Origin of the sequence: Vibrio sp. 10N.222.55.C6, assembly GCF_041473395.1 — a bacterium.
GTDB lineage: Bacteria > Pseudomonadota > Gammaproteobacteria > Enterobacterales > Vibrionaceae > Vibrio > Vibrio crassostreae_C.
The window spans coordinates 1-15170 of sequence record NZ_JBFRSD010000025.1; the positions used below are offsets into that span (position 1 = coordinate 1).

Annotated in this window: 12 protein-coding genes; 7 read left to right on the forward strand and 5 right to left on the reverse strand. The window is 44.4% G+C overall.

The features are described 5' to 3' along the window. Positions 1-47 precede the first annotated feature (47 nt). On the reverse strand, positions 48-1670 hold the full coding sequence (locus AB4486_RS15555) for a methyl-accepting chemotaxis protein (RefSeq protein ID WP_017068771.1): 1623 nt from the start codon (positions 1668-1670) through the stop codon (positions 48-50). A 501-nt stretch (positions 1671-2171) separates the two neighbouring features. On the opposite strand from AB4486_RS15555, the gene AB4486_RS15560 reads away from it, so the two are divergent. After that, positions 2172-2369, forward strand: coding sequence for a hypothetical protein (locus tag AB4486_RS15560; protein ID WP_048611631.1), 198 nt, complete (start codon positions 2172-2174; stop codon positions 2367-2369). 81 nt (positions 2370-2450) lie between these two features. Beyond that, a complete protein-coding gene (locus AB4486_RS15565; protein WP_017060419.1) occupies positions 2451-3593 on the forward strand; it encodes an amino acid permease in 1143 nt (380 codons plus the stop codon). A gap of 119 nt (positions 3594-3712) precedes the next feature. On the opposite strand, the gene AB4486_RS15570 is transcribed toward AB4486_RS15565, so the two are convergent. The 3 genes from AB4486_RS15570 to AB4486_RS15580 all read right to left on the reverse strand — a co-directional run bounded on the left by AB4486_RS15570 (position 3713) and on the right by AB4486_RS15580 (position 7357). Then, entirely contained in the window at positions 3713-5074 is a 1362-nt protein-coding gene (locus tag AB4486_RS15570; protein ID WP_017060420.1) for an L-serine ammonia-lyase, read from the reverse strand. A 120-nt stretch (positions 5075-5194) separates the two neighbouring features. Further along, positions 5195-6448, reverse strand: coding sequence for an aromatic amino acid transport family protein (locus tag AB4486_RS15575; protein ID WP_102320452.1), 1254 nt, complete (start codon positions 6446-6448; stop codon positions 5195-5197). Between the two features lie 309 nt (positions 6449-6757). Then, positions 6758-7357, reverse strand: coding sequence for a CoA pyrophosphatase (locus AB4486_RS15580; RefSeq protein ID WP_102320451.1), 600 nt, complete (start codon positions 7355-7357; stop codon positions 6758-6760). Between the two features lie 303 nt (positions 7358-7660). Between AB4486_RS15580 and AB4486_RS15585 the strand changes: the two genes are divergently transcribed. Both AB4486_RS15585 and AB4486_RS15590 read left to right on the forward strand, forming a co-directional pair. After that, complete coding sequence (locus AB4486_RS15585) at positions 7661-8203, forward strand: heme NO-binding domain-containing protein (RefSeq protein ID WP_065584176.1); 543 nt, start codon at positions 7661-7663, stop codon at positions 8201-8203. Between the two features lies 1 nt (position 8204). Next, positions 8205-9923, forward strand: a complete 1719-nt coding sequence (locus tag AB4486_RS15590) for an ATP-binding protein (RefSeq protein ID WP_017065652.1) — start codon at positions 8205-8207, stop codon at positions 9921-9923. Positions 9924-10085: 162 nt separating this feature from the next. Here AB4486_RS15590 and pabB read toward each other — a convergent pair whose 3' ends face one another. Next, positions 10086-11465 (reverse strand): aminodeoxychorismate synthase component I, encoded by a 1380-nt coding sequence (pabB, locus tag AB4486_RS15595; protein WP_372117663.1) that lies wholly within the window; start codon positions 11463-11465, stop codon positions 10086-10088. Between the two features lie 254 nt (positions 11466-11719). Between pabB and AB4486_RS15600 the strand changes: the two genes are divergently transcribed. From AB4486_RS15600 to AB4486_RS15610, 3 genes are all read left to right on the forward strand, one after another. After that, complete coding sequence (locus tag AB4486_RS15600) at positions 11720-13237, forward strand: fumarate hydratase (protein ID WP_102320448.1); 1518 nt, start codon at positions 11720-11722, stop codon at positions 13235-13237. Between the two features lie 164 nt (positions 13238-13401). After that, positions 13402-13587, forward strand: coding sequence for a hypothetical protein (locus AB4486_RS15605; protein WP_004734731.1), 186 nt, complete (start codon positions 13402-13404; stop codon positions 13585-13587). 199 nt (positions 13588-13786) lie between these two features. Next, a complete protein-coding gene (locus AB4486_RS15610; RefSeq protein ID WP_017067718.1) occupies positions 13787-15160 on the forward strand; it encodes a YcjX family protein in 1374 nt (457 codons plus the stop codon). Positions 15161-15170 lie beyond the last annotated feature (10 nt).

The window sequence follows — 15170 nt, forward strand, 5'->3', positions numbered from 1 at the left end:
TTAAGTGAACGGCATTACTCATTGTTGAGCGCTTTTTTGTTGGCGATCTATGACTTCTTCTTTGTACTCGACAAAGTAAACTGATTAATCAGTGACTCAAGGTGATCAGACAGCTCTTCTAAGTCATTGCTGATGTTGCGAGTTTCAGCCGCAGATTGCGACGTGTTGTTGGCGTGAGAGGTGATGGTCTCAACCTTTTGTTGAACATCTTGAGTCGCTTGTGTGGTGGATTGTGTTTGCTGCTGAATATTCTGTGCGTGAGCCAAGACTTGTTTCATCTCTTCGACCACACCATTCATTTCAATTGAAAGTGCGTCGATATCGGTTGAGCTTTGATGAGCTTGTTCGCAAACGCGATCGGCAGAAGTTAGCGACTCTTCACTGCCTTGCTGGAATTGATGAATGATTGACTCAATGCTGCCTGTTGCTTCTGCGGTTCGCGATGCAAGGTGGCGAACTTCATCTGCCACTACCGCAAACCCACGACCTTGTTCTCCCGCACGAGCTGCTTCAATCGCTGCATTCAAGGCCAGAAGATTGGTTTGGTCAGCAATGCCACGAATCACACTCAATATTGAAGAGACCTCTCCGGTTTGCTCATTGAGTGTCAGTATTTTGTGTTTCACTTCTTCTATGCTGCTAACGAGGTTTTTTATCTCACTGCTTGCGTCGTGTGCTTGGTTGGCACTCTTACATGCCACATCGGCGGTGTGATTAATAAGCTCTGAAGCCGTTAAAGTCGCTTGTTCTACATTGACTTGCTGTGCCTGTATTCCTTCGACATTATGTTGCACTTCGGCGGTTTCGCTTTGCTGGTCACTGGCGGCTTGCTCGGTAATTTGCGCGACACTAGTCAGTTGGTTGGCAGACGCATTCAGTTTGTGCGAGGTGTTTTGTACCTTTTCTAAGCTGTCGGATACGGTTCCCATGAACGAGTTGATGGAGTTAGCCAGCGTGCCAATCTCATCCTTGCTTTGTTCCGGCAGGCGAGTGGATAGGTTTTTATCGTTGCTGACTTGGGTCATAAAGCGAGAAGTCTGTTGCAGCGGGCGCACGATAATCTTACGAATTAATCCCATCGTAAGGACAAATCCGGCAAACGAGATCACTGCCATAATGCCAATAGCAGCCATGGTTTGAGTGTTAATCAGCGAGTTAACATGGTTAAGGTTATATTCGAGACGAATCGCACCCAAGACTTCACCTTCTGGTGCCATATGACAGGCGACACAATTGGTTCCTCGGTAATCTTCACTCGACTTCATTGGCAGAGCAATAACCAAGCCTTTGCCCCAATCAGCAGAAAAAGGTTCGATAACGGTTTCGCCCGCTAGCGCTCGTTTATCAATATCGTCAACCGGTGTTTGGTTGTCATTACCTGGGCCATATAACTTGCTGACAGCGTCGGCGCGTAAAACACGAACGTCTTCAATGCCTTCTTGAGCCAGTGCTTTCTGACGAAGGGTCTCTTTTTGTGCCATGGTGCCGGTGAGCATCATCATATTGAGGCTATCGAAGTAGTTACTTGCTTTGTCGTGAAGCTGCTCACTTAACACTGAGTTTACAAGTTGCTTTTGTTGCGAATATTGGAAATAGGTCGATATTGCCAGCAAAAAGGTGAACACGATGGCGAGGGCCACTAGGATTTTAAAGGTGATTGTTGAGCGCATAAGGTGTTTGTTTTTATTAATTATAATGACGCAAATACTGTACTAGTAAGAATTCCTACCACCTATGGGGTATAACGAATTGTGTGACCACACTCCGGTTGTGGTTATGCTTCTGTGATGTAGCAAGTTTGTGCGGAACCTGGTGTTGAAATGGAACGCGCTTCAAGCTCCTCGCTGTTCTTAAAACAGACTGTTGTTTTGGGAAAATTGAAGTGCAGCATCGAGTTTTGATTGTGCTGATAATTAGAAAAGCCTAGGTTGTTAATTAGCTCGATGTATTTGTCCGCTTGTCTTTTATCAATAAAGACTATTGTTTTAGACGACTTAGTGGTCAATTTATATCCAAATGGTTGTTTTGTTCAATTTAATAGCAAAAATTGTGGTTATAGCGTTGTGTTTCGAGGCTCATTCGATAAGATGAAAAGACCTCTATGATAGAGGTAGGGCAGCAACGGATACGCTGCTTCAAATACTATGGAATGTGACTTATTGGACACATACATGAAATTCAAGATTACATCACCGATTATTGAACCTACGGAAGGTTCACCACATCAGTTAATGCTTACTCACGCTTCTCGTTTTACCTCTTTTAAGACAAGCTCCCCTTTGAACGCCCTGTTCGACAACGTCTCTGCACGCTTCTTTACCGCTTATCGCTCCTATTGTTATTCGTTTTATAACTTTATTTCTATCTGAACTCCTTTGTCATCCGCTCGATGAACGAAGACTCACATCTATAAAAACTAAACAAATAAGTTAAAAACAATGAATATTAAAATGATGGGTAGCTCCCTAATTATCGCTGGTACCGCTCTCGGTGCTGGTATGCTTGCGATCCCAATGGTATTAGCTCAATTCGGATTGCTTTACGGCACACTGCTTATGGTACTGATCTGCTTCGGTACGACTTACGCAGCATTACTACTTCTAGAAGCGACCATCAAAGCGGGTGGCGGTCTAGGATTAAACTCTATTGCCCGAAAAACCTTGGGTAAACAAGGTCAGTTGCTTACCAACGGCTTGCTATACGCGTTGTTGATTTGCCTATTAATGGCTTACATTCTGGGCGCAGGTGACTTGCTGAGTAAGTTACTGTCTAACTTTGGCGTCGAAATTACCGCGACTACCAGCCAAACCGTGTTTACCTTGCTTGCTGGCGCAGTAGTCGCAAGTGGTACTGGTGTGATTGATAAGCTCAATCGAGCATTGTTCTTCGTGATGCTTGCTAGTTTGTTTGCAACCATGGCCTTCTTAGCGCCGAGCATGACTCAAGAAAACTTGATGCAGGTAACCAGCCATGACCACGTTGACCTAATCAAAACCAGTGCCATCCTGTTTACGAGCTTTGGCTTTATGGTGGTGATTCCAACCTTGGTTTCTTACAACCACGAAGCGACAGACAAACAGCTGCGTAACATGGTGATCATCGGTTCTCTGATCCCATTAGTGTGTTACTTGTGTTGGTTGTTTGCGGTAGTGGGCAACTTGAGTGAAGAGCAATTCAGAAGCTTTGAGAACGTATCAGATTTGATGGCGGCGTTTGAGGCTCAGTCTCCTTGGGTGGGTAACGTTCTGTCTACCTTCACGGGCTTGGCGTTGTTGACCTCTTTCTTTGGCGTAGCAATGGCGTTGTTCAACCAGAACAAAGACATGTTCAACCAAAATACAGCGGTAACGTACTGCATTAGCTTTATCTTGCCGTTGGCGGGTTCATTGCTTGCTGCAGACAAGTTCCTACAAGTGCTGAATTACGCAGGCATCATCTTGGTGTTCCTAGCGGTGTTTGTTCCTCTGGTTATGGTTCACAAGCAGCGCTTCATGAAAGTTGCTGATGACCGATACCGAGCAGAAGGTGGCAGCGCAATGATGTTGTTCTCACTGCTGTTTGGTTGTTTCCTGCTTATTTCGCAAGTGATTTAACAAAACAATTTGGTCGGTTGAATCAATCAGTCACCAAGCTTTAGCTCCAAAAGCTTCAGATACAAAAAAGGAACGCCGCGGCGTTCCTTTTTTATTATCGGTTTATTAATTCAGAATGATTAACAAACAACCTTAACAGCCAAACCACCTTGAGATGTCTCACGGTATTTAGCGTTCATGTCTTTACCTGTTTCTAGCATTGTTTCGATAACTTTATCTAGAGAAACAGTAGGAGCAGAAGAGCGACGAAGCGCCATACGAGTCGAGTTGATTGCTTTAACTGCAGCAATACCGTTACGCTCGATACATGGTACTTGTACTTGGCCAGCAACTGGGTCACATGTTAGACCTAGGTTGTGCTCCATGCCGATTTCTGCAGCCATACATACTTGCTCAGGGCTACCACCCATAAGCTCAGCAAGACCAGCAGCAGCCATAGAGCATGCCACACCAACTTCACCCTGACAGCCAACTTCAGCACCAGAGATTGAAGCGTTACGCTTGTAAAGACCACCGATCGCGCCAGAAGCTGCGAAGTAACGGATGTAATCTTTCTCTGTCACTGTTTGGATGAACTTATCGTAGTAAGCCAATACAGCAGGGATGATGCCACATGCGCCGTTTGTTGGTGCCGTTACTACACGGCCGCCAGCTGCATTTTCTTCGTTTACTGCGAAAGCAAACATGTTTACCCAGTCAACAACCGACATTGGATCATTGGTTGTTTTTTCTGAAGTCATTAGCTGTTGGCGAAGTGCTGCTGCACGGCGAGGAACACGTAGTGGACCAGGCAGGATACCTTCAGTATTCATACCGCGATCCATACACTCACGCATAGTTTTCCAGATGTTAGCGAAGTAAGTGCGAGACTCTTCGTCTGAGTGGAACGCTGCTTGGTTTTTCATAACCAGTGTACTGATAGAAAGACCGCTTTCTTTGCACTGATTAACCAGCTCTTCAGCTGTTGTGAATTCGTAAGGTGCTTTGATTGGGTTTTCTTCTTCTTTGCCGAAGTTCTCTTCGTCAACGATGAAACCGCCACCAATTGAGTAGTACGTTTTTGAGTATGCAACTTCGTCACCAACCCATGCATGAATGCTCATGCCGTTCTCGTGTAGAGAAAGGTTGCTAGTGTGGAAGTTCATACCGCCATCGCGTGGGAACGATACTGTATGACAGTGCATGCCAACAGGAAGGCGCTCAGTTTCTTCTACGCGAGCAATGAAGCCAGCAATAGAATCGATATCAACACGCTCAGGAGTATTGCCAGCAAGACCCATGATGATTGCGATATCTGTGTGGTGACCTTTCCCTGTCAGTGATAGTGATCCATATACGTCCACGGTGATTTTAGTGATGTCGCGCAATTTTCCCATTGAACGTAGGTCATCAATAAATTCTTTACCCGCTTTCATTGGTCCAACTGTGTGTGAGCTCGATGGACCAACACCGATTTTATAGATATCAAATACACTAATCATAGCGATTACCTCAAAAAGAGAGCCTCCCAAGGGGAGTAGGGAGGCTCATTTATTATCATTATATTTTTTGTCTAATCTCGCGATATAAGATGGATGCCATCTTATAAAAAGGGCTTGAGATTAAAGAGCGCCGTAGATTACAGAACTAATAGCCGCTAGACCACATAAAGCTGTAAAGATTTGCACAGGTGCTGAAGTTTTGTACTTAGCCATTGCTGGTACTTTTTGCATCGCGAATACAGGCATTAGGAACAGGATAGCTGCAATCATTGGAGCACCCATTGTTTCAATCATACCTAGGATACTTGGGTTAACTACCGCAACAATCCAAGTAGTAACAACGATGAACGCTAGAGATGCTTTTTCGATAGTGCTTACTGAAGAACCAGAGCGAGACTTGATTAGACCAACAAGACCTTCGTGAGCACCTAGGAAGTGACCGAAGTAGCTAGAAGTAATCGCTGCGAACGCTACTAGAGGACCCATGTAAGAGATAAGTGGAGACTCATGTACGTTTGCTAGGTAAGAAAGAACAGAGATGTTCTGTGCTTGTGCTGTTGCTAGTTGCTCTGGAGATAGAGAAAGCACTACAGAGAATACGAAGAACATTACAAAACCCATCAGCATCATTGCTGCGCCACCAGTGATCGCGTCAGTTTTCTTAACTGCGTCATCACCGTATACACGACGTTGCTCTTTAGAGAACTGTGAAATGATTGGGCTGTGGTTGAAAGAGAACACGATGATTGGAATAGCAAGCCAGATAATAGAAGGCATTGTTGACCATTCTGGGCTTACGTCCATCATTGAAGTGTTCCAATCAGGAACTAGGTAAAAAGATAGCGCTAGTAGGATGAATACTAGTGGGTAAACCATTGCTGAAGTTGCTTTAAGCATCAGCTCTTTACCGAATACAACACCTGCTGTCATAGCAAGGATAAGTGCACCAGAAAGAAGAGGACGAGGAATAGATTCCATACCCATTTGGTTTACTAGGAAAGAATCAACTGTGTTTGTGATACCAACACCGTAGATAAGAACGATCGGGTAGATAGCGAAGAAGTAAGCAAAAGTAATAATGTTTGCGCCAGTCTTACCGAAGTGCTCTTCAACTGTGTCTGTAATATCAGCTTCAGGGTTTTTAGCAGACAGTACGAAACGAGCTAGAGATTTGTGTGCGAACCAAGTCATTGGTGCCGCAATTAGAGCTAGGATAACTAATGGCCAAAAACCACCCGCACCAGCTTTGATTGGAAGGAATAGTACGCCAGCACCAACTGCTGTACCGAATAGTGATAAACACCAGGTAAAATCTTTATAGTTAAACTTGCTTGAATCTTTAACGGCATTTGCCGAAGAAGTTGTTGTGTTCATGTTAAATTACTCATTTTTTGGGAACAGGAAATAAGTCGGGGCTAATTCTGCAGAATTTTCTTCTGCAAAAAATAGATCTAAATCATGTAATGAAACGGCGTGTCACATGATATGCGAAAAACGAATTTTTGATCACGAAAATGGCGTGCTACATGTGATTTATGTTTATGCCTGGTATTAGTTTTATTTATGCGAAAGGCGGGGTTGTATAGATTTATATCAGGGAAACGTTTGCGTAAAATTGCATTAATAAATCTGTTCCATAGAAAGTCTGGATTTTGTTAACAGAGATTAAACAAAACGTAGTTGCTATGTGATTCGTTGCAGTACGTGTTGCTGCAGCGATTGGATAATTTGCGCCGTAACGCCCCAAATTAGGTGCTCTTGGAAAGGCATCGCAAAAACCCGATGCTTGATTTGTTTAAAGTTAACAGTGTGGCTGTGTAACTTGGCTTGGTCTAAAACATAGGTAGCGGGTACCTCAAAAATTGAGGCAACTTCGTTCTCATCAATGATGGCTTCATAGTCAGGATCGACCATGGCAATAATCGGCGTCACAGAAAATTTACTAATAGTACTCAATGCTGGTAATTGCCCAATAATTTTAACTTGATCCGATCGAATTCCCACCTCCTCATGGAGCTCTCTGAGTGCAGTGAATTGCATAGAAGGGTCAGAAAGTTCGTGTTTACCACCAGGAAAGCTGACTTGGCCGGGGTGATGCTTTAAATGAGCCGCTCTTTTAGTAAAAATGACATGTAAACCATCTTCTCTTTCAACTAAACCTACCACCACTGCCGCTTTACGTAATTGCTCGCCACTGATGTGCGAAACACGCTCTACTGACTCAGGATGATAGCCAACGGTAGGGTTAAGTTGGAATTGCTGAAGGAAGTTTTCTTTATTCATATCAAGCCAATATATTGATTATTATGATTTTAAGTATAGACATAACCGTGGGTTGATTACCAATATCGAGTTTTTCTTCATTCACTTTCCCTCTTTTAGTTATCAATTGGGCGTCATGAGAGGCTGTTTACCGATGAATCTCCTCAAAATGACGATTTTTGCTATATTCAATATGTGCATACAGGCGAGTAAGCGTTACCCATGTCATAAAATTGGGTGACGAAACGTAGATTTTTTGTTTAAGAATTTGATAACAATAACTTAGTGGACCATTCTAAAAAGAAATAGAAGAAAAGGTATGAGATGAAAGGAATCATATTCACCGAATTTTTAGAGCTTGTTGAAGACAAGTTTGGGCTAGAGCTTTTGGAAGAAGTTCTAGAAATGTCAGAAGATGAAGGGATCTATACGTCGGTCGGCAGTTACGACCACAAAGACCTTGTCAGGTTGATTATCAACTTGAGTAAGAAAACCGATATTGATGCGGCAAGCTTGCAACGCGTGTTTGGGCAGTCTGTATTTAAGAACTTACTGGCCTCATTACCGAATAAAGCGAGCCTTGCTCACAGCAATACCACCTTTCAATTTATTCAGCACGTAGAGCGTTACATTCATGTTGAAGTGAAGAAGCTCTATCCAGATGCTGAGCCACCTGAATTCAGTTTTATCACCACGAACGAAGCACAACTTGTTTTTGACTACAAAAGCGCAAGGTGTATGTCTCATGTTTGCTTAGGGCTTATTGAAGGATGTGCTGAATACCACGGTGAATCTATCGCGGTGGAGATGACGCCACAAAATGATGACCAAAGCGTGGTTAGGTTTAATCTCAAAGTAGAAAAGTAATATGGATCTGGCATCTGCCCTAGAGAAGAAGCTTAAGCGTCAAATCGCGGCAAGGAAAGCGGCTGAAGGATTGTTGGAACAGAAGAGCCTCGAACTGTTCGAGGCTAACCAACAGCTTGAGCTTGCTTTGCGTCAGTTAGAAAAGCGCTCCAACGCGAATATACGCCGCATTGAATTCCAAGAACAAATCGACAACCTGTTGATTGATTTTGGGCGCGCGTTTCTAAGAAATGATCTCGATGATGTCATGCTATCTGAACTAACGACCAACGTGACTAACAGTTACTTAATCGAAGCCAGTCGTTTGATTCTACCTCCCAAGCTCATCCCTCAGTTACAGACCTATGATTATGGCGATGAGACTGTCGAGGTGTTAGAGCAAGACATTCAAGAACCTCATTGGCAAGACAACCTACTGACCGTGCCCTTAGAGGTTGAAAAAGTCATAGTTGGTGCGTTAATCGTCAGAGTCAGGTTGTTAGACCAAGACTACGAGTTTATCCAAAGCCAACTGTTGTTGGTCACGGACCTTATCTGCAGTGCCTTAACCCATCAACTAGCAATCAACCGAAATATTGAATCACGTAAACGAGCGGAAGAGTCCGAAAGGGCAACGCGTGACTTTGTGGCCATGATTAATCATGAGTTAAGAACTCCACTTAATGGCTTACTAGGCAGTGCCGAGTTGATCAGTGATACCGAACTGAATAGCTCTCAGCGTGAGATAGTGAACAACCTGAGCCAATCTGGAGAGTTTCTCCGAACCATCATTAATGATCTATTGGATTACAGCAAAATCAATGCAGGGATGTTGGAGCTTATTCCAAAGAAATTTGCCCTACGTGATTTGAGAAACACGATTGAAAGCATCTTCGTCAATCGAGCAATTGAGAAGCAGCTCGAATTCAATATCAGTGTTACGTCAAACGTTCCCTCCCATTTCCAAGGCGATTTAGAGCGCATCACACAACTGTTTGTGAACTTAATAGGTAATGCGATTAAATTTACAGAAGAAGGGCATGTGAATGTTGATATTGAGTGGGACAAAAACCAATTTGTTTTCTCTGTAGAAGATACCGGAGTCGGAATTGCTGAATCAGCACATAAGACGCTATTTGAACCTTTTACACAGGCAGATAACTCAAGTAGCCGAAACTATGAGGGCACCGGGCTTGGCTTAGCGATTTGTCGCAAACTGGTGGCTCTGATGAATGGCGATATTGGGGTGACCAGTGTTGTTGGCTCAGGCACGACCTTTACCATCTCGATTCCTCTTCAAGTTGTCGATGTTCCGGCAGAGAGTGATAGTGTCGCCAAGGGCTTTGAGTCTGAAGCGGAATTGTCACTACTTAAAGTGCTGGTGGTTGATGATATTAAGATGAACCAGATCATCATCCAGCAAATGCTTCGTAAACATGAGATTGAACCTGCTATCGCAAGCAATGGTGTCGAAGGGTTTGAGCTCGCGTCAGACAACGAATACGACATTGTATTCATGGATTGCAGAATGCCTGTTATGGACGGGTTTGAAGCAACAGAGAAGCTAAGAGAGAAGGGTTACGTTAAATCTATTGTGGCACTGACCGCCGGAACGACATTGGAAGAACGCGAACGTTGTATTCAGTGTGGAATGGATGACATTTTGAGTAAGCCTTACACCGCCAACGATCTGAAAGAGATGCTCAAGAAGTGGGGTGTCTCAGCGGTGAAGGTCGCTTAAACACGCGAATAAAGCGTTGTGAGTTATGTACTCTAACTTACAGACTAAAAAACCGAAGTGATCTTACGATCCTTCGGTTTCTTTTTATATCGAACTTTTGCTAGCCGTTAAGCTACGGAACTCGTCATTAAGTCGCGGAACTCGCAGTTAATGACACTAGGTTTAGCAATCTTCAAGTACCGGTAGAATTCGACTCAGCTTATCCAGTGTTTCTTGGTATTCAGAAGCACAATCACTATCAAATACCACACCACCGCCAGCCCAAGCATAAAGCGTGTTGTTCTCGGCGACTAATGTACGAATGGTAATACTGGTATCCATTCTGCCATTTCGGCTGATGTAGCCAATACTGCCGCAGTACGCTGAACGTCGATGCGGTTCTAACTCTTCAATGATCTGCATCGCGCGAACTTTTGGTGCGCCAGTAATCGAGCCTCCAGGGAAACAGGCTCTCAGAAGGTCAGTTGCAGAGTATTGGTCATCAAGGTCCGCTCGTATCGTGCTCACTAAGTGGTGCACGGCAGGGAAGCTTTCAATATCGAAGAGCTTTGGTACATGCACTGTGCCCGGTTTTGCTACTCGGCCAATGTCATTACGAAGTAGGTCGACGATCATCAAGTTTTCCGCCTGATCTTTATCGGCGCTTGCTAGGTCTTGCGCGTTGGCATTATCAATCATCGGGTCCTCAGAACGAGGTCGTGTGCCTTTGATTGGCTTGGTTTCAATGACGTTGTCTTTGAGTTCTAAGAAACGCTCTGGCGAAACACTGATGATTGCGCAGTCGGCCAAACGGATAAAACCCGAAAAGGGCGCTGAGTTGTACTGTTCTAACTTGTCATAAGCCAGCCATTCACTACCTTGGTATTGGGCATTGAAGCGCTGAGCTAAGTTAATCTGATAGCAGTCCCCGGATAACAGGTACTCTTGAACACTATCGAACTTAGTGGCGTAGCTCTCTTCGCTCATATTGGATTGCCACGGTGTGGTTAACCCAAAGGGCGCATGTGATAGCTGTGATTGAGCCATCTGCTGCATTAGCCAATCATGATGTTCATCGATATTGCTACCGACAATACACGCCGTTTTCAATTGGTGGTCAACGATAACAGCCCATTCATACAAGCCAACTGCCATGTCAGGTGCTTCAATATCACGCTTTGCGAGTGATGGAAGTGTCTCGACTCTGCGCCCTAAATCATAGCTAAAATAGCCTAAAGCGCCGCCAACGAATGGCAACTGAGTGTGCTCTTTAGTCGCAGGCAATAATTGTTGCTGATATTGGTCGAGTAGTTCGAAAGGATCAGAGTCTGAAACCTCGCACGTCTCATTAACATTAACGGTCGTTTCTGCACCGATTGTCTCGAAGGTGGCGATGGGTTGAGCAACTAAAATATCGTATCGACTATCAACGTGGCTTTCTGAAGCGGAGCGTAATAGCATTGCCCACGGCAGGTTTTCAATATGGGAAAACAGCTGTTTAGCTAAAGTTGATTGATATTCAAGCGGCTTGATTTGGATAGAGCGAAATTCGTTGTTATTCATTTGTTTAATTTGTGACAAAGAGTTCGATCACTGCATGGCGTGTGAGAGGAAGCAAGAGTATCATAAATTGAAAATAAAATGGGTTCTTGATTAGAACGGTGTAATCCAAGTGGTTTAGTTTAAAGCTATGCAAGCGATTGCTAAAGCAACTAAATACAGCTCAACACAATAAAAAGCTAAACCACCTAATTCGATTTGGCACATATAGTCAAACTGTGAACCCACATGGAACCAGAACAATAAAGAGGCATGCAATGACGGTTATTCGTAAGCAAGATGTGATCAGCAGTGTCGCTGACGCACTTCAGTACATTTCTTATTATCACCCTTTAGACTTTGTCCAAGCCCTAGAAAAAGCGTACGAGAAAGAAGAGAGCCAAGCAGCTAAAGATGCGATCGCTCAGATTCTTATCAACTCGCGCATGTCTGCGGAAGGCCATCGTCCAATTTGTCAGGATACGGGTATTGTTACTTGTTTCGTGAACATCGGTATGGATGTTAGGTGGGAAACGGATCAAACAGTACAACAGATGGTTGATGAAGGCGTTCGTCAAGCTTACAACAACCCAGATAACCCATTGCGTGCATCTGTCCTAATGGACCCTGCAGGTAAGCGTATTAATACCAAAGACAACACACCAGCGGTTGTCCACATTAATATGATTCCAGGCAACAAAGTTGAAATTCAAATCGCGGCTAAGGGCGGCGGTTCTGAGAACAAAACCAAGATGGTTATGCTGAACCCTTCTGATGATATTGCAGAATGGGTAGAGAAGACGCTGCCAACAATGGGTGCAGGCTGGTGTCCACCGGGTATGCTAGGTATAGGCATCGGCGGTACGGCTGAGAAAGCAGCTGTGCTAGCGAAAGAATCTTTGATGGAACACATCGATATCCAAGAGCTTATCGAGAAAGGTCCTGAGAACGCAGAAGAAGAGCTTCGCCTAGACATCTTCAACCGTGTAAACAAGCTTGGCATTGGTGCACAAGGTCTTGGCGGTCTCACTACTGTGGTTGATGTAAAAATCAAAACAGCACCAACTCATGCTGCTTCTAAGCCTGTATGTTTGATCCCGAACTGTGCAGCAACGCGTCACGTTCACTTCACACTAGATGGCAGCGGCCCAGCAGAGCTAACGCCACCTAAGTTAGAAGAGTGGCCAGACATCACTTGGGAAGCGGGCGCAAATACACGTCGTGTTAACCTTGATGAAGTGACTAAAGAAGACGTACAAGAGTGGAAGACCGGCGAAACGGTTCTTCTGTCAGGTAAGATCTTAACCGGTCGTGATGCTGCTCATAAACGTATTCAAGGCATGCTAGAAAGCGGCGAAGGCTTACCAGCTGGCGTTGATTTCAAAGGTAAGTTCATTTACTACGTGGGTCCTGTTGATGCTGTAGGTGATGAAGCGGTAGGTCCTGCGGGCCCAACAACTTCAACACGTATGGATAAGTTCACTGACATGATGCTGAACGAAACTGGCATTATGGGCATGATCGGTAAAGCGGAACGTGGCCCTGCAACGGTTGAATCAATCAAAGAGCACAAAGCGGTTTACCTAATGGCGGTTGGTGGTGCAGCTTATTTAGTCGCAAAAGCAATTAAAAAAGCACGCGTTGTTGCGTTTGAAGATCTCGGTATGGAAGCGATTTACGAGTTTGAAGTTGAAGATATGCCTGTAACGGTAGCGGTTGACTCTAACGGCGTGAACGCACACCAGATCGGCCCTGACACGTGGAAAGTGAAGATTGCTGAAGCTGAGAAAGCGTAATTAATCGACGCCAAAAAATCGTAATTGTCGCTAACTTCAGCGTTTGAATTGCAATTTTTGACAGAAAGTTAAAGACAAAAGTGCAGCATTATCTGCACTTTTGTCTTATTATCAATGATATAGTGATAAACACATAGTTTGATATAAGAACATAGGAGAGAGGAATGCCTCGTTTTATTCAGATCCTACAGATTATCTTGGCAGTGGTGATTGGTGCTTTTGTTGGCTACGACCTGATCTTGAAAGGGATCAGTATCTTTGATAATAAATACGTGACGATTACATGTGCGCTTTGGCTAATTGCAGAGATTGCACTGTTTGTTATCTACAAGTTGATTGAAGACGATTAGACGTCGGATATCGTGCAAAAATTCTAAAGCCCCTGATTATGAATGTAGTCAGGGGCTTTTATTCATCTAGCATTAAGAATGTGTATTGCATACTCATCAACATAAGCAAAAGCATACAAACTATCCCAACGGGGAAAGAACATAGGCTTGCCTTTCTAGTATCATAACCAGCTAGCCTAACTATCACGGAGTCGTTCTAATGAAACACCTAACTCAAGAAATGAGTGACTTTATAAGCAGAGGAACGGATTCTCATATTCGAGTAGCGGTCACGGGGCTCTCTCGTGCGGGTAAGACAGCATTCATTACTTCGCTGGTTAATCAGCTTCTTCATACGTCTACCCACAAAAACTTGCCACTGCTTGCATCGGCGAGAGATGGAAGAATTATTGGCGCAAAGCGTATCCCGCAACACAACATGATGATTCCACGCTTCTCTTATGATGAAGCGATGGAGTCGTTGAATGCACAGCCACCAGAATGGCCTGTGCCAACGCGTGATGTCAGTGAGATTCGTCTAGCAATCAAATATAAGCCTGCGAAGGGCGCGAAAAAGCTACTGAGTAAAAACAGCACCCTTTATCTCGATATTGTCGATTATCCAGGTGAATGGCTGCTTGATTTGCCGTTACTGGATATGGACTTCGATACCTGGAGCCAATCTCAGTTTGCCGCATTGAAAGGCGACAGAGAAACTTACTCGCAACAGTGGAACGCCATGCGTGGTGATATCGATTTGCTAGCAGAAGCGGACGAAAAGAAACTGGTCGCGATTGCCGATAGCTACACTCAGTACCTTCATACTTGTAAAAGTAACGGGCTGCATTGGGTACAACCGGGTCGATTCGTATTACCCGGTGAGCTTGAAGGCGCGCCTGTGTTGCAATTCTTCCCGTGCATCGCACCTGAGGGTAAGTTCTCAAAAACAAGTAACTATGCGGTACTTAAAGCGCGTTATGAAGAGTATCAACAGAAGGTCGTCAAAGCGTTCTACAAGAATCACTTCGCGACGTTCGACAGACAAATCGTGCTAGTGGATTGCTTACAGCCACTTAATGCGGGCTATGACTCTTTCATGGACATGCGTGGCGCGTTAGAACAGTTACTTAAGAGCTTTAAGTACGGTCGAAGCAATATCTTAAGACGTTTATTCGCGCCGAAGATCGACAAGATCTTGTTTGCAGCCACAAAAGCTGACCACGTGACACCGGATCAACATCCGAACTTGGTGTCACTGTTACAACAGATGGTGCATCCAGCTTGGCAGCAGGCGGCGTTTGAACACATCGACATGAGTTGTATGAGTATCGCGTCTATTCAAGCGACCAGCGCGGGTTATATCTCGTCGGGTTCAGACAATGTTCCGGCGTTGCAAGGTGTGACTTTGGATAATGTCCCTCAAACCATGTATCCGGGAGAGGTGCCGCGTAAGTTGCCTAATAAACAGTATTGGGAAACCAACCAGTTTGATTTCACGAGCTTTAGACCGATGGAGCAACATTCCGATGAGCCTTGCCAACATCTAAGAGTCGACAAGGTTTTAGAGTATCTCATTGGCGACAAGTTGAAGTAATTGAGGCAAT